The sequence below is a fragment of the Streptomyces sp. NPDC096105 genome (assembly GCF_044763335.1).
In the GTDB taxonomy this organism is placed as follows: domain Bacteria; phylum Actinomycetota; class Actinomycetes; order Streptomycetales; family Streptomycetaceae; genus Streptomyces.
On sequence record NZ_JBIWGC010000018.1, the window covers coordinates 21,293 to 36,769 of the forward strand.

General features: G+C 69.5%; 12 protein-coding genes and 1 pseudogene. 10 read left to right on the top strand and 3 right to left on the bottom strand.

The window, feature by feature from the left end:
• The first annotated feature begins 2 nt into the window (after positions 1 to 2).
• A complete protein-coding gene (locus ACIQ8B_RS24720) occupies positions 3 to 1,010 on the top strand; it encodes a GlxA family transcriptional regulator (RefSeq protein ID WP_403549701.1) in 1,008 nt (335 codons plus the stop codon).
• A gap of 246 nt (positions 1,011 to 1,256) precedes the next feature.
• Positions 1,257 to 1,457 carry a hypothetical protein gene (locus ACIQ8B_RS24725; protein ID WP_403549703.1) on the top strand — a complete coding sequence of 67 codons (201 nt, stop codon included), beginning with the start codon at positions 1,257 to 1,259 and terminating at the stop codon, positions 1,455 to 1,457.
• Between the two features lie 245 nt (positions 1,458 to 1,702).
• On the opposite strand, the gene ACIQ8B_RS24730 is transcribed toward ACIQ8B_RS24725, so the two are convergent.
• Positions 1,703 to 2,020 (bottom strand): hypothetical protein, encoded by a 318-nt coding sequence (locus ACIQ8B_RS24730; RefSeq protein ID WP_290003665.1) that lies wholly within the window; start codon positions 2,018 to 2,020, stop codon positions 1,703 to 1,705.
• A 425-nt stretch (positions 2,021 to 2,445) separates the two neighbouring features.
• Positions 2,446 to 4,170, bottom strand: coding sequence for a discoidin domain-containing protein (locus ACIQ8B_RS24735; protein WP_403549845.1), 1,725 nt, complete (start codon positions 4,168 to 4,170; stop codon positions 2,446 to 2,448).
• 427 nt (positions 4,171 to 4,597) lie between these two features.
• Between ACIQ8B_RS24735 and ACIQ8B_RS24740 the strand changes: the two genes are divergently transcribed.
• The 4 genes and pseudogenes from ACIQ8B_RS24740 (at position 4,598) to ACIQ8B_RS24755 (ending at position 9,044) form a co-directional block, all read left to right on the top strand.
• On the top strand, positions 4,598 to 6,790 hold the full coding sequence (locus ACIQ8B_RS24740) for a discoidin domain-containing protein (protein ID WP_403549705.1): 2,193 nt from the start codon (positions 4,598 to 4,600) through the stop codon (positions 6,788 to 6,790).
• Positions 6,791 to 7,116: 326 nt separating this feature from the next.
• Positions 7,117 to 7,547: pseudogene (locus tag ACIQ8B_RS24745) on the top strand (discoidin domain-containing protein); the annotation flags it as partial.
• A gap of 97 nt (positions 7,548 to 7,644) precedes the next feature.
• The gene (locus ACIQ8B_RS24750) at positions 7,645 to 8,721 is read left to right on the top strand and encodes a DUF1996 domain-containing protein (protein WP_403549707.1); all 1,077 of its coding nucleotides are present in this window, start codon (positions 7,645 to 7,647) and stop codon (positions 8,719 to 8,721) included.
• Between the two features lie 116 nt (positions 8,722 to 8,837).
• The gene (locus tag ACIQ8B_RS24755) at positions 8,838 to 9,044 is read left to right on the top strand and encodes a hypothetical protein (RefSeq protein ID WP_403549709.1); all 207 of its coding nucleotides are present in this window, start codon (positions 8,838 to 8,840) and stop codon (positions 9,042 to 9,044) included.
• A gap of 6 nt (positions 9,045 to 9,050) precedes the next feature.
• On the opposite strand, the gene ACIQ8B_RS24760 is transcribed toward ACIQ8B_RS24755, so the two are convergent.
• Positions 9,051 to 10,367 carry an ROK family protein gene (locus tag ACIQ8B_RS24760; protein WP_403549846.1) on the bottom strand — a complete coding sequence of 439 codons (1,317 nt, stop codon included), beginning with the start codon at positions 10,365 to 10,367 and terminating at the stop codon, positions 9,051 to 9,053.
• A gap of 200 nt (positions 10,368 to 10,567) precedes the next feature.
• Between ACIQ8B_RS24760 and ACIQ8B_RS24765 the strand changes: the two genes are divergently transcribed.
• The 4 genes from ACIQ8B_RS24765 to ACIQ8B_RS24780 are packed head-to-tail and all read left to right on the top strand — an operon-like array spanning position 10,568 to position 15,172.
• A complete protein-coding gene (locus tag ACIQ8B_RS24765) occupies positions 10,568 to 11,884 on the top strand; it encodes an ABC transporter substrate-binding protein (RefSeq protein ID WP_403549711.1) in 1,317 nt (438 codons plus the stop codon).
• 16 nt (positions 11,885 to 11,900) lie between these two features.
• Positions 11,901 to 12,893 carry a carbohydrate ABC transporter permease gene (locus ACIQ8B_RS24770; RefSeq protein WP_403549714.1) on the top strand — a complete coding sequence of 331 codons (993 nt, stop codon included), beginning with the start codon at positions 11,901 to 11,903 and terminating at the stop codon, positions 12,891 to 12,893.
• 28 nt (positions 12,894 to 12,921) lie between these two features.
• Positions 12,922 to 13,761, top strand: a complete 840-nt coding sequence (locus ACIQ8B_RS24775; RefSeq protein ID WP_290003836.1) for a carbohydrate ABC transporter permease — start codon at positions 12,922 to 12,924, stop codon at positions 13,759 to 13,761.
• 55 nt (positions 13,762 to 13,816) lie between these two features.
• Complete coding sequence (locus ACIQ8B_RS24780) at positions 13,817 to 15,172, top strand: GH1 family beta-glucosidase (RefSeq protein ID WP_290003653.1); 1,356 nt, start codon at positions 13,817 to 13,819, stop codon at positions 15,170 to 15,172.
• Positions 15,173 to 15,477: the final 305 nt, after the last annotated feature.

Below are 15,477 nucleotides of genomic sequence, written 5' to 3' on the forward strand. Positions count from 1 at the left end.
TGATGGACAATATCTGCGAGGATCAGGCCATGGCTGCTTTCGCTGAGGACGGGCGCCACCGAGTGGCGGTCCTGGTCCGTGACAAGGTGCTGTCGTTCGAGCTCAGCATCGTCCACCGGATCTTCGGCCAGGCGCGCTCGGCCGCCGGCGCCGCGCTCTACGAGATCGTGACGTGCGCGACCGAGCCCGGCGCGATGCACACGGACGCCGATTTCTCCATCACCGTCGCTCACGGCCTCGAGGCACTGGCCGAGGCCGACACTGTCATCGTCCCCGGCTCCGAGGACGACTTCGAACCCTGGAGCGGGCCGCTTGACCCCTCGCTCACCGCCGCGCTGGCGCGGACCCGACCGGGCACACGGATCGCTTCGATCTGTACGGGCTCGTTCGTGCTGGCCGCGGCGGGCCTGCTGACAGGGCGGCGGGCAACCACGCACTGGCGCTCATCCGCCCGGTTCCGGGAGCGGTTCCCGGAGGTCGTGTTCGACCTGGACGTCCTCTACACCGACGACGACGGCGTCCTCACCTCTGCCGGAGCGGCGTCGGGCATCGACTTGTGCCTGCACATGATCCGCACCGACTACGGCGCAGCAGTCGCCAACGACGTGGCGCGCGGTTCCGTCGTCCCGCCACACCGCGAGGGCGGGCAGGCGCAGTACGTGCAGCGGCCGATGCCGGACCCGAGTGTCTCCTCGACCGGCAAAGCGCGCCAATGGGCACTCGCAAACCTCCACCGGCCCATCACGCTCCGGGAACTGGCAGACCAGGAATCGACGAGCACGCGAACCTTCACCCGCCGCTTCCGGGACGAGATCGGCACATCGCCGGGACGGTGGCTCACCCGACAGCGCATCGAGCGAGCCTGCTCCCTGCTGGAACGCACCGACCTGCCCATCGAAGAGGTCGCCGCCACCGCGGGCTTCGGCACCGCCGACTCATTGCGATTGCATCTGCGATCCGAACTGGGGGTCTCACCCAGCGCCTACCGCGCCACGTTCCGCGGCCCCTGACCCGCCATGCGCGAGGGTCATGGCGACCGTCCCGTCAGGAGTTCTGAGCTTCAGAGTCAAGCTGAGCACACCACCGGCCTGGATGGCGTCCCGCGAAATGGTGTGGGCGATCACCGTGCGGGTGTGCGCGGGCGGATGCCCGGAGCGTGCATCCGGCGACGGTCTCCGCTCCCTGCGCACAGGGCAGGCCACCGTGCAAATCTCCCTGGTGAACAGCCGGTTCAACACTGGAGGTGCCCGGCGGTCTTGTCCCGGTCTGACCTGCAACGCCTGCTGGAGTCACTACGCACGGGGGACGGGATCGAGCTCGTCCGCAACGTCGCCGAGCGCATGCTGCAGGGGCTGATCGAGGCCGAGCTCAGCGGCCGGATCGGCGCCCGGTGGAACGAGCACACCGACGCCCGCACCGCCTTCGTCCCGTTGTCGGCGGCGTTTCCGAACCGGTGAGCCGGGCAGTCACACTCCCAGGTGACCGCGCTGGACTGCCCGGCCATCGGCACGCAGGACTGCTGCACCAGGGCCTTCCCGCTGCTGCTCGGTGATTCGACACCGACGAGCTGTTCGGGAGGCCCTGTTCGTATGCGCCCAGCACTCCGCGACCACCCGGTCGGGACTCCCGTTCGACGTGCGTCTCCCAGGATCGAGAAGACAACAGCTTTCAGGAGTCGTCCTGCAACTCCACGAGACTGAGGTCATGTTGTGTCAGGGGCGGTGCCGATGGCGCCGACCGAGCGAAGCGAACGCCCGAGGTCTCCGGTGAGGATGCGGGGGTGTCGCCGCCACCACCACAGGCCGGGGCCGGGCAGCCTGTGGAGCTGCTCGAGCGCCTGGCCGTCGTCGTCGACGGTCGCCGCCTTCGAGGTCGGCGTCTCCAGCGCGGGATCTTCGAGGGTGCGGGCACCGACGAGGTCGAGGAGGTCACCACCCGTCTCCCGCAGTCCCTGGCGCAGGGGCGGCCCTCTCGACTGGGGTCGTTCCTCAGCCGCAACTACCGACTGGCGTGTGAGCACTGCTCCATCGGCGTCAACCTGACCAGCGGACCGTGGCCCTCGCCTGCGCCCTCCACACTGATCGACCTGGTCCCAAGCTGCACATCGAGTCGGTATCCCGGCCCCCGGGGCCACACGAGCGGGTGAGGAGGGCCGTCGCCGACTCAAATATCTCAACGAGGAGTACCACCGCCGCCAAGAGCGACCGGGTGGGCGGCCGGCCTGGAACGCTGCCGATGGTCCCGGAGCCTGTCCGGACTTCGGGGGGACCGCCGGCCATGATGCGCCGGCGGATCCACCGCGCCGTTCCCCTGGGGCGCTCCGCGCGGGGATGGATCGCGTTTCGGGGGATGCCCGGCGAACCGGACCGGGTCAGGGTCCGGGCTTCCCGAGGGGAGGGGCCGGGACCGCTGATCCCGGCCCCTCGGTTCACGGCGGACGGCGTGTCACTGATAGACCCGAACGTAGTCGACCAGCATCTTCGCCGGGAACGGGGTCGAGGTGTCGGGCGGTCCGGGCCAGTCGCCGCCGATGGCGAGGTTGAGAATCAGGTAGAAGGGGTGGTCGAAGACCCACGGGCCGCGGGTCTGTTCGATCTGGGCCTTGTCGAGCGTGAGGACGGTCCGGCCGTCGAGGCTGTAGACGATGCCCTTGCTGTCCCAGTGGGCGGCCCACACGTGGAAGTCGTCCGAGTAGTCGGCGTCACCCGGCAGCTTGTAGGGGGCGCCGATTCCGCCGCCGCCGTTGTAGGCCGGTGCGTGGACGGTCGAGTACGAGGTCTTCACGTCCTTTCCGAGGACTTCCATGATGTCGATCTCGCCGTTGTACGGCCACGGACGGCCGTCGAGGAAGTCGGCGCCCATCATCCAGAAGGCGGGCCACAGACCGTTGCCCTTGGGCACCTTGATCCGCGCCTCGACCCGGCCGTACGTGAACGCGAACTTGTTGCCGGTGTTGATCCGGGCGGAGGTGTACTGGCAGGTGCCGCTCCCGGTGAGCGGGTCGGCCGGGCACGAGGTGCCGGGCGTGGCCTGCTTGCGTGCCTCTATGACGAGGTGACCGGCGCCGTCCATGCTCACGTTGTCGTGGTGGGTGTAGTACTCCAGTTCGTTGTTGGGGCCGGTGCCGGGGTCCGCGGACCATTTGGCCGGGTCGGGCTTGGTGCCCGCCGGGGAGTTGAACTCGTCCTGCCAGACGATCCGGGGCGGGTCGGCGGGGTCGGGTGGCAGAGGTGGCGGGGTGATCGGGGCTCCGCCGGCGCCGTACACCTGGAACTCCCACAGCGAGTAGCCGTACTGGGTGGCTCGTTGGGTGCCGTACATGCGGACGTACCGGCCGGTTCCGGAGACGGCCAGGGTCTGCTTGAAGCCGGTGCCGGTGGTGGTCGAGTAGATCGGGGTCCAGTTCGTGTTGTCGGGCGAGACCTGGATCTGGAACGACTTGGCGTAGGCCGGGTCCCACTGGAGCACCACCTTGCTGATCTGCGCCGTCGCGCCCAGGTCGACGGAGATCCAGCCGGGGTCGGTCCAGCCGTTCGTGGGGCTGGTCGCCCAGCGGGTGGCGGGGTCGCGGTCGAAGGCGCGGGCGGGGGAGCACTCCCAGCAGTGACCGTCGTGCTGCGAGCTGGAGGCCGTGCCGGTCCTGCCGTAGGACAGGAGCCTCTCGCCGGGGGCGGGATCCGGGTCGCCGCCGGTGTCCTTGCTGCCGTACACCTGGAACTCCCACAGGGAGTAGCCGTACCGGGTGGCTCGTTGGGTGCCGTACATGCGGACGTACCGGCCGGTGCCCGAGACGGTCAGCCGCTGGTCGCCACCGGTACCGGCGGCGGTCACGTGGACCGTGGACCAGGTACGGGCGTCGGCGGACACCTGGATCTGGAACGCCTTGGCGTAGGCGGCCTCCCAGTTCAGGGCGACCTCGCTGATCTTGGCGGAAGCACCCAGGTCGACCTGGATCCACTGAGGGTCGGCGAAGGCGCTGGACCAGCGAGTGCCCGGATCACCGTCCACGGCGTTGGCGCCGGCGAACGGGTTCTCCGCGGACGAGACCGTCACCGGTCTGCCCTGGGAAAGCAGGGGGTCGGCGGCGTGGGCGGACGGGGGGCCCGGCAGGCCGGCGAACGACAGCAGGATGACCGCGAGGGCTATGAGCAGGCCCAGGCGGCGGCGCATCGGACTCACGGCGGCTCCTCGAAGCGATCGGGTGGGGCCAGAAGGACAGGGAGCGTTCTCTGGTGGGGGAGCCTGCTGGCGTCGAGAAGGTGTGTCAAGGGTTTACGTTCACCTTGAGAAAACGTGTAATCCGCACCTGACGGTGCATCGACTCGCCTGTGGGGCAAACGGTTTCCCTCATGCCGTGCCTGTCCGCGGTGTCCCCTCCGGAAGCCTTGCCGGCCGCCGCGCGGTGGGGCTGACCGGTGGTGCGGCCGGGTCCCCCCCCGATGCCGCACCAGCCGTGCCTCGGACGTACCGGCGCTCAACTGCCACTTAATGAAAGATGAAAGATAAGTAATGACAGATCCTTGACCGCCCGTCTCGTTGCGGGCAAGGTTCCGGAGAACGCTCTCCCCTGTCGTTTTCGTTTCCAAGGAGCCCCCACATGCCCGCAGTTGGCATACCGTCAGTTGCGCCACCACCCCGCAGACCCGTGCGCCGAGGTGTCGTCGGCGCGTTGGTCACCGCTCTCGCCGCCACCCTGCTCACCCTCGCGCCCGCCCGGCAGGCCGAGGCCGCACCCGTGCTGCTGTCCCAGGGCAAGCCGGTCACGGCCTCCAGTCAGGAGCACGGCGGCACGCCGGCCGTCGACGCCGTCGACGGCAACTCCGGCACCCGCTGGTCCAGCGCCCACTCCGACCCGCAGTGGATCCGCGTCGATCTCGGCGCGACCACCCAGGTGAGCCAGGTCGTCCTGGACTGGGAGGCGGCGTACGGCAAGAGCTACCGCATCGAGCTCTCCACCAACGGCACGGACTGGTCGACGGCCTACCGGACCACCACCGGCGACGGCGGCACGGACACCGTCAACGTGACGGGCGAGGCCCGATACGTCCGGATGTACGGCACGGCCCGCGCCACCCAGTACGGTTACTCGCTCTGGGAGTTCAAGGTGTACGGCGAGAGCGGCGCCGGCGGCCCGCAACTGCCGGGCGGCGGTGACCTCGGCCCGAACGTGCACGTCTTCGACCCGTCGACGCCGGGCATCCAGGCCAAGCTGGACGAGGTGTTCCGCCGGCAGGAGTCCGCGCAGTTCGGCAACGGCCGGCACGCGTTCTTCTTCAAGCCGGGCACGTACCACAACCTCAACGCCCAGATCGGCTTCTACACCCAGATCGCGGGCCTCGGCCTGAAGCCCGACGACACGACCATCAACGGTGACGTGACGGTCGACGCCGGCTGGTTCAACGGCAACGCCACGCAGAACTTCTGGCGGGCGGCCGAGAACCTGGCGCTGAACCCGGTGAGCGGCACCAACCGGTGGGCGGTCTCCCAGGCGGCGTCGTTCCGCCGTATGCACGTCAAGGGCGGGCTGAACCTCGCGCCGAACGGCTACGGATGGGCCAGCGGCGGCTACATCGCCGACAGCAAGATCGACGGCCAGGTCGGCAACTACTCGCAGCAGCAGTGGTACACCCGTGACAGCGCCATCGGCGGCTGGTCCAACTCCGTGTGGAACCAGGTCTTCTCAGGTGTCGAGGGCGCCCCGGCGAACAGCTTCCCCGAGCCCCGCTACACGACCCTGAACACCACCCCCATCTCCCGCGAGAAGCCGTTCCTCTATCTGGACGGCAGCGAGTACAAGGTCTTCGCGCCGGCCAAGCGCACGAACGCCCGCGGCACCACCTGGGCGAGCGGCACCCCCCAGGGCGAGTCGATCCCGCTCAGCAAGTTCTACGTCGTCAAGCCCGGCGCCACCGCCGCCACCATCAACCAGGCGCTCGCCCAGGGCCTGCACCTGCTGTTCACCCCGGGCGTCTACCACGTCGACCGGACCATCAACGTCGACCGGGCCGACACCATCGTGCTGGGCCTCGGCCTGGCCACGATCATCCCCGACAACGGGGTGACCGCGATGAAGGTCGCCGACGTCGACGGCGTGCGACTGGCCGGCTTCCTCATCGACGCCGGCACCGTCAACTCCCCGACCCTGCTGGAGGTCGGCCCGCGGGGAGCCTCCGCCGACCACGCCGCCAACCCCACCACCGTCCAGGACGTCTACATCCGGATCGGCGGCGCACACGCGGGCAAGGCGACCACCAGCATGGTCGTCAACAGCGACGACACGATCATCGACCACACCTGGGTCTGGCGCGCCGACCACGGCGAGGGCGTCGGCTGGGAGACCAACCGCGCCGACTACGGCGTCCGCGTCAACGGCGACGACGTGCTCGCCACCGGTCTGTTCGTCGAGCACTTCAACAAGTACGACGTCGAGTGGTACGGCGAGCGCGGACGCACGATCTTCTACCAGAACGAGAAGGCGTACGACGCGCCCGACCAGGCGGCCATCCAGAACGGCTCCACCCAGGGCTACGCCGCCTACCGCGTCGACGACTCCGTCGACACGCATGAGGCGTGGGGCCTGGGCAGTTACTGCAACTACAACGTCGACCCGTCCATCCGCCAGCACCACGGCTTCAAGACCCCGGTCAAGCCGGGGATCAAGTTCCACAGCCTGCTGGTGGTGTCCCTCGGCGGCATGGGCCACTACAACCACGTCATCAACGACACAGGAGCGTCCACGGTCCCCGCGGGAACCTCGACCGTGCCGTCCACCCTCGTGTCCTTCCCCTGACACGCCGTCCGCCGGCCGGCCGGGTGGTCCGTCCGCCGGCACCGACTCCCCTCCGGTCCGGGTGACACACCCGCGCCCCGGCCCGGAGGGGCCCCGCGGTCCGGTGCCTGAACCGGGCGCCCGGGGCCGCACCCCGCAACGCCCCGGGCGACCGTGCCTTCCCGCACTGAGCGGCACGCCGCAGCCATGCGCCGTACGGGGACCGGGACTTCCTGGTGAGCGCTCCCCACCCGGCACTTCGACCTGCCAGGAGCAGATGTGTCCAGACCTCCCTCACCACCCGCCCCGGCCTCGCCGCGCTGGCCCTCGGCGCGCTGGTGGCCTCGTCGCTCACCCTCACCGCCCCGCCCGCCCAGGCGGCCGACACCCTGCTGTCGCGTGGCAGGACCGCCACCGCCTCCTCCTTCCAGCAGTCGTACGGCGGCTGCCCCTGCGAGCCCGCCGGGCGACCGACGGCAGGGCCGACACCCGCTGGGCCAGTGACTGGAGCGACCCGCAGTGGATCCGCGTCGACCTCGGCGCCCCCACCGCGATCCGCAAGCTCCAGTTGCGGTGGGACCCGGCCTATGCGAAGTCCTATGAGGTCCAGGTGCCCGACGACGGAAGCACCCGGCACACGGTCCACTCCACGACGACCGGCAACGGCGACATCGACACCATCGACGTCACGGCGACCGCACGGCACGTCCGTCTCCACCTGACGGCCAGAGGGACGGGCTGGGGCTGCTCGCTCCACGAGTTCGGCGTCTACGGCTGACGCACGTCTCCTGCTGACGCACCACGCCAGGCCCCGGCAGGGGGCCGCTCAGCCCCCTGCCGGATCACCACACCCCCCCATGGGCTGGAGGCCCTCCATGAGATGGCGTACGAAACGACTCCCCGCGCTCCTTCTCGGAAGCGCTCTCGTCGCATCCGTCCTCGGTCTCGGTACGGTCGCCACCGCGGCCGATCCGGAAAGTGCCGCAGCGGCCGGCGGCCACGCCAGGCACACGACGGCCGTGTCGGCCCAGGCGTCCGGCGACGACCACGACGGGGACGGTTACATACCGGCCGTCCCCCAGGTCACCGGCGTCACACCGTCCACGCACACTCCGCCGCCGCGCTACCACAAGGAGTTCCAGGCCAACTGCTCCGTCACGCACACCGCGCCGGACGACCCGATCGTGTACCCGGGACAGCCGGGCAGGTCCCACGACCACACCTTCATGGGGAACACCTCGACCGACGCGCACAGCACCACCGATTCGCTCTACGGCGGCGCCACCAAGTGCCTCGCACCCGCCGACGGCTCCGCGTACTGGATGCCCTCCCTGTACGACGGGGACAAGAAGATCCTTCCGGTGGGCCCGCAGGTCATCTACTACAAGGCAGGTGTCACCGACTACACCAGCGTGCGGCCCTTCCCCAAGGGGCTGCGGTTCGTCGTGGGCGACCCGATGCAGAGCGCCGACGAGTTCCGCCGCCATCGAGGCTTCGTCGAGGGCTGGGAATGCGGTGACAGCTTCTTCCACACCGACTTCCCGGCGAGCTGCCCGAGCAGGCCCGACGTACAGCTCAACCTCCGCATGCAGGCGCCCAGTTGCTGGGACGGCAAGTACCTCGACACCCCCGACCACAAGAGTCACATGGCCTACCCGGTCGTCAAACCCGGCACCAACGACACCATGTGCCCGGCCTCCCACCCGGTCGCCGTGCCGATGATCGAGTTCAAGATGGCCTTCCCGGTCAACGGCGACATGAGCCAGGTCCGCCTGGCCGGCGGTCGCGGCTACTCCTTCCACTACGACTTCTTCAACGCGTGGGAGGAGCGCACCCTCGAGGCACTGGTCGACGGGTGCATCAGGGGCGGTTTCCAGTGCGACGCGCGCGGCTACGACCTGTACCACCCGGAACGGGACGCGGTCCTGAACGCGGACTACCGACTGTCCTGACCGGCCGTACCTCCCGGGCCCGGCCGCTCCCGCTCACGCGAGGGCGGCCGGGCTCCCTGCCCTGCCCGGGGCCACCGGCAAGGGCCATGACCGAGTACCTGTGAGAAAGGCGGGGCGTGGACGACAGCACGCTCGGCCGGCACATGGGCAAGCTGACCCTTGAGCAGGAAGTACGGCTGCTCACCGGCACGACGACTTGGTCGCAGGACGAGCACGCCTGGGCAGTGGAGCCCGGACCCCATCGGCTCATGGCGGGCAGGTCGGCGGGAGACCTGCGGTGGCAGGGCGAGGTGACGGTGGAGCCCTCAGCCCTCCACGGCTGAGGCCCCTCACTGCGCCGCCCGCTCCCGCAGGCTGGTCTGCCACACGGGACTCTGCTGCTCCGGGGCCGCCTCGGCGCGGCGGCCCCCGCGGGCGAAGAACGCGGCGAGCGGCAGGATCGCCGCTCCGACCGTGACGGCGTCCGGCCCCAGGGTGCCCAGGTCGATGTCGACGCGCCCGCCCGGATACTTCAGCGAATACGAGGTGGCGTATGCCCGCACGGTGTCGAGGAAGCGCCGCCCGAGTTGGAGTCCGGCCCAGCCGCCGACGAGGATGCGTTCGGGCTGGAACAGGTTGATCAGGTCGGAGAAGCCGGCGCCCAGGTACTCGGCGGTCTCCTCCAGCACGGCCAGAGCGGTCGCATCCGCCGGCGCGGTGACCCCCTCGGCGTCGGGGGCCGGGTACGCGGCGGCGAGCATCGCGGTCAGCGCGGTCTCCTCGTCCGCGCCCGCCGGTGGCCGCCCGCCCGCCTCCGCCCACCGTTCCAGGAGCGCTTCCGCGCCGGCGTACGCCTCCAGGCAGCCCGTCGCACCGCAGCGGCAGTTCCGGCCCCGCACCCGTACGGTCAGATGCCCCCACTCCAGGGCCCGGCCGGACCGCATGTCGTCGGTGACGACGCAGGCGCCGACGCCGGAGCCGAAGAGGACCACCACCGCGTTCTGCGCCCCCCGCCCGGCCCCGAACCACATCTCCGCCTGGCCGAGCGTCTTGGCACCGTTGTCGATGTAGTACGGCACGGCCTCGGGCAGCAGCCGGGACTCGCGCAGCAGACGCTCCAGCGGGACGGCGTCCCAGCCGATGGTCTGGCCGTGCACGACGGCGCCGTCCTGCGCACTCCGGGCGACGATGCCCGGCACGCCGATCCCGACGCCCAGCAGCCGCTCCGCCGGGATACCGGCCAGGTCCAGGACCTCGGGGATGCCCTCGCGGAGGTGACCGACCACGACACCGACGTCGTAGCGGTCCACCCGCCGGGAACTCTCGGTCGCCAACGGACGTTCCACCCGCGCGAGTTCGGTAAGAGACAGGTCGAACAGCTCGATCCGTACCCGTGTCTCGCCGACGTCCACGCCGATCATGTAGCCGCTGTGCGCGCTGATACGCAGCAGCGTCCGGGGGCGCCCGCCGGCCGAGTCCACGCTGCCGGCCTCCTCGACCAAGCCCTCGGCGACCAGCTCGGAGACCACGTTGCTCACCGAGCCCGAGCTGAGCCCGGTGACCGGACCGAGCGAGAAGCGGCTGAGGGGGCCGTCGAAATACAACCGTTGCAACACCGCAGTGCGATTCTCACGCCGCAGGTCACGCACCGTACGGCCGCTGCGCATCTTCACCCTGCCCCCTCGTCCTCAATGTCCTGCACGCAACATACATGGGACAAGGGCCTTGACGCGACCTTCACTTGAGGTTTAACTCACACCGTGAATTAAGCGGCGGGGTGCTTCAGGGCTCGAACGCGGGACGTCACTCGTGTCGCCCCTCCCCGCAGACGAAGTCCGTCAACCTTTCCGGAAGGGCCCCTGAAGACATGCGCAGAATCAGAGCCGCAGCCGTCGGCGTCGTCACCCTTTCCCTCGTTCTCACCGCGGCCGCCTGCGGTGGGGGCTCCTCCGGCTCGGAGGGTTCCAACGACCAGCCGAAGACGCTCACCTACTGGGCTTCGAACCAGGGCGCCAACCTGGAGGCCGACAAGAAGGTCCTCCAGCCGGAACTCGACAAGTTCGAGAAGGAGACCGGCATCAAGGTGAAGCTGGAGGTCGTGCCCTGGTCCGACCTGCTGAACCGGATTCTCACCGCCACCACCTCCGGCCAGGGCCCCGATGTCCTCAACATCGGCAACACCTGGAGCGCCTCCCTCCAGGCCACCGGCGCCCTGCTGCCCTGGGACGCCGAGAACTTCAAGGCGATCGGCGGCCGGGACCGGTTCGTGGAGTCCGCGCTCGGCTCCACCGGCATCCAGGGCCAGGACCCGGCCGCCGTGCCGCTGTACTCCATGGCCTACGCGCTCTACTACAACAAGAAGCTGTTCGCCGAGGCCGGGATCGCCAAGCCGCCGGCAACCTGGGACGAGCTGGTCGCCGCCGGCAAGAAGCTCACCGCGAAGGGGTACAACGGTCTGGGCGCCGAGGGCTCCAACCTGTCGAACAACATCCACCAGGTGTTCGTCCTCGGCAAGCAGCACGGTGCCGGCTTCTTCACCCCCGACGGCAAGCCGGACTTCACCTCCGACGGCGCGGTCACCGCGGTCAAGCAGTACGTCGACCTGATGGCCAAGGCCAAGATCATTGCCCCGGGGAACGCCGAGTACGCCCAGAACCAGTCCCTGAGCGACTTCGCGAAGGACAGGACGGGCATGGTGCTGTGGCAGACCGCGTCGGCCACCTTCAAGGCCCAGGGCATGAACGACGACGAGTGGGGAGTGGCGCCCGCCCCCGTGCAGTCCGGCGAGCCCGGCCCGGGCCAGGCCACCAACTCCATGGTCGCCGGCATCAACATGGCCGTCTTCAAGAACACCAGGAACATCGACGGTGCCAAGAAGTTCGTCAACTTCATGACCAGCGAGGAAGAGCAGGTCATCCTCAACAAGGCCTACGGCTCCATCCCGCCGGTCAAGGCCGCGCAGGAGGACCCGGCCTTCAACACGCCTTCGCTCGCCGTGCTGCGCGAGACTCTGGCGAGCAGCGCCACCGCGCTCCCGCAGGTGCCCGAGGAGTCCCAGTTCGAGACCGTCGTCGGCACCGCGGTCAAGGAGCTCTTCGCCGACGCCGCCGCGGGGCGGCCGGTGACCACCGAGTCGGTGCGGGCCAAGCTCGAAAAGGCCCAGCAGCAGATGCCCAAGAACTGAGTGGCGGACCACCACGATGACTCTCACCGCTGCCCCTGACACAGGCGAGCGGAAGGCACGCAAGAGTTCCCCCGGAGCGCCGCGCAGGCGCCGCTCCGGGCGGCTGCGGCGCATCAGCCTGCCGTACCTCCTGCTCCTGCCCGCGCTCCTGCTCGAACTCCTGGTCCACCTGGTGCCGATGGTGATCGGCATCGTCGTCAGCTTCAAGGAGCTGACCCAGTTCTACATCCGCGACTGGACCACCGCACCGTGGGCCGCCTTCGACAACTACTCCCTCGCGGTCGACTTCGACGCCCCCGTGGGCGAAGCGCTGCTGAACTCCTTCCTCACCACCTGCCTGTTCACCGTCCTCTCGGTCGGGCTGTGCTGGCTGCTCGGGGTGGCCACCGCCGTATTCATGCAGGAGAGCTTCCGCGGCCGTGGCTTCCTGCGCACGCTCTTCCTCGTCCCCTACGCGCTGCCCGTCTACGCCGCCGTCATCACCTGGGCGTTCATGTTCCAGCGCGACAACGGCCTGATCAACCACGTCGTGCACGACCAGCTCGGCCTCACCGACAGCCCTCCGTTCTGGCTGATCGGCGACAACAGCTTCGTCGCCCTGCTCATCGTCTCGGTGTGGAAGGGCTGGCCCTTCGCCTTCCTCATCATCATGGCCGGACTGCAGAACATCCCGAAGGAGATCTACGAGGCCGCCGCCCTCGACGGCGCCGACGTCTGGCAGCAGATCCGCCGCATCACACTGCCGGCGCTGCGCCCGGTCAACCAGGTCCTCGTCCTGGTGCTGTTCCTGTGGACGTTCAACGACTTCAACACCCCCTTCGTCCTCTTCGGCGAGGCGGCGCCCGAGGCCGCAGACCTCATCTCCCTGCACATCTACCAGTCCTCGTTCCAGACCTGGAACTTCGGCACCGGCTCCGCCATGTCGGTCCTGCTGCTGCTGTTCCTGCTCGTGGTGACAGGCGTCTACCTCCTGCTCACCTCCCGAGGAAGGAAGGCCTCCGATGCCTAGCCCGTCCCGGCGTCAGGCCCGCTCCCCGATGGCTGCCCCGCAGTCCTTCCTGTGGAGCCGGCGGATCTTCCTGACGCTCCTCGCCGGCTTCGTGCTGCTGCCGGTGTACGTGATGGTCTCCAGCTCGCTGAAGCCGCTGGAGGACGTGTCGGGGAAGTTCGCGTGGATCCCCTCGGGCCTCACCGTCCGCCCGTACTTCGACATCTGGGACACGGTCCCGCTGGCCGACTACTTCATGAACTCGCTGATCGTGGCCGGCGCGGCGACCGTCTGCTCCGTCACCATCGCCGTGTTCGCGGCCTACGCGGTCAGCCGCTACTCCTTCCGCGGCAAACGCGTCTTCACGGTGACGGTCCTGTCGACCCAGATGTTCCCCGGCATCCTGTTCCTGCTGCCGCTGTTCCTCATCTACGTCAACATCGGCAACGCCACCGGCATCGCGCTGTTCGGCTCCCGCGGCGGCCTGATCCTCACCTACCTCACCTTCTCGCTGCCCTTCTCCATCTGGATGCTGATCGGATACTTCGACTCGGTGCCCAGAGACCTCGACGAAGCGGCCAAGGTGGACGGCTGCGGACCGCTCGGCGCCCTCTTCAGAGTCATCGTGCCCGCCGCGATCCCCGGCATCGTCGCCGTCGCCGTCTACGCGTTCATGACCGCCTGGGGCGAGGTCCTCTTCGCCTCCGTCATGACCAACGACACCACCCGCACCCTCGCCGTCGGCCTGCAGGGCTACTCCACCCAGAACGACGTGTACTGGAACCAGATCATGGCCGCCTCACTCGTCGTCAGCTTGCCCGTCGTCGCCGGCTTCCTGCTCCTCCAGCGCTACCTCGTCACCGGACTGACCGCCGGCGCCGTGAAGTAGCGGCCCGCGCCCCCGCACCCTCCGATCACCCCCGTCACCCAGAGAGGCACCCTCAGTGTCCGAAGCGATAGACCTCGCCGCCTTCCCCCACGACTTCGTGTGGGGCACGGCCACTTCCGCCTACCAGATCGAGGGCGCCGTCTCCGAGGACGGCCGGGCCCCGTCGATCTGGGACACCTTCTCCCACACCCCGGGGAAGGTCGACAACGACGACCACGGCGACGTGGCCTGCGACCACTACCACCGCTGGCCCGAGGACATCGCCCTCATGAAGGAGCTGGGCGCCGACGCCTACCGGATGTCCATCGCCTGGCCCCGCGTCGTCCCCGGCGGCGACGGCCCCCTCAACGCGGCCGGCCTCGACTTCTACGACCGCCTCGTCGACGGCCTCCTCGACGCCGGCATCACACCCAACATCACCCTCTACCACTGGGACCTGCCCCAGGCGCTCCAGGACCGCGGCGGCTGGACCAGCCGCGATACCGCCGAACACCTCGCCGCCTACGCCTCCGCAGTCTCCGGGCGGCTCGGCGACCGGGTCACCCGCTGGGCCACCTTGAACGAACCCCTCTGCTCCGGGTGGATCGGCCACCTCGAGGGCAGGATGGCTCCGGGCCTCACCGACCTGACCGCCGCCGTGCACGCCTCGTACCACCTGCTGCTCGGCCATGGACTGGCCGCGCAGGCGATCCGCGCGGCGGTGCCGGGCGCCCAGGTCGGGCTCGTCACCAACCACTCGACCGTGGAGGCCGCCTCCACCCGGCCGGAGGACCTCGCGGCGGCCACCCGCATGGACGGCCACACCAACCGCTGGTGGCTCGACCCCGTGTACGGCAGGGGCTTCCCCGCCGACATGCGCGAGCTCTACGGCGTCGAACTGCCTGAACGGGCGGGCGACCTGGAGACGATCGCCGTCCCGCTCGACTGGCACGGCCTCAACTACTACTTCCCGGTCACCGTCGCCGACGACCCGGCCGGCCCCGTCCCGTACGCCCGCGAGTTCCGCCTGCCCGACGTGCCCCGCACCGGCATGGACTGGCAGATCGACGCCGACGGCCTGGAGGCGTTCCTCATGCGGCTGACCGACGACTACGGCGTCCGCGAGCTGTACGTCACCGAGAACGGCTCCGCCTTCCCCGACACCGTCGCCCCCGACGGCACCGTCGACGACCCCGACCGGGCCCGCTACCTGGAACAGCACATCAGCGCCTGCGCCCGCGCCGTGCGCAAGGGAGCCCCCCTCGCCGGCTACTACGCCTGGTCCCTGCTCGACAACTTCGAATGGGCCTACGGCTACGACAAGCGCTTCGGCCTCGTCCACGTCGACTACGCGACACAGACCCGCACCATCAAGTCCAGCGGCCACCACTACGCCGACATCATCCGTGCCCACCGCCGGCTCCAGGCCTGACCGGCGCCCCGGAGCATGCTCCTGCCGGCGGAGACGGATGCGCCGCCGGGAGCGCGACGGGCCGAGAGGGCGCCAGTTCCGGCCGGTGCCCGCACGGTGCCTTCTGCGGCGTGGGCGCACACCTCGGCCAGGGGTCTGGCTGTCGGCTTCCCCTCCCGAGCGGTAAGTCACATCAGAGCGGCGTCTTTGCTGAGAAGCCGTGTCCCAACCCCACGCGGTCCCTTGATCCCTGCTGGTCAGGCATAGTTTCGCTCGGGTTGAGGGAGGCATCGCGACGTCTTGTGTCCGCTTCATCGGTCGAGGGG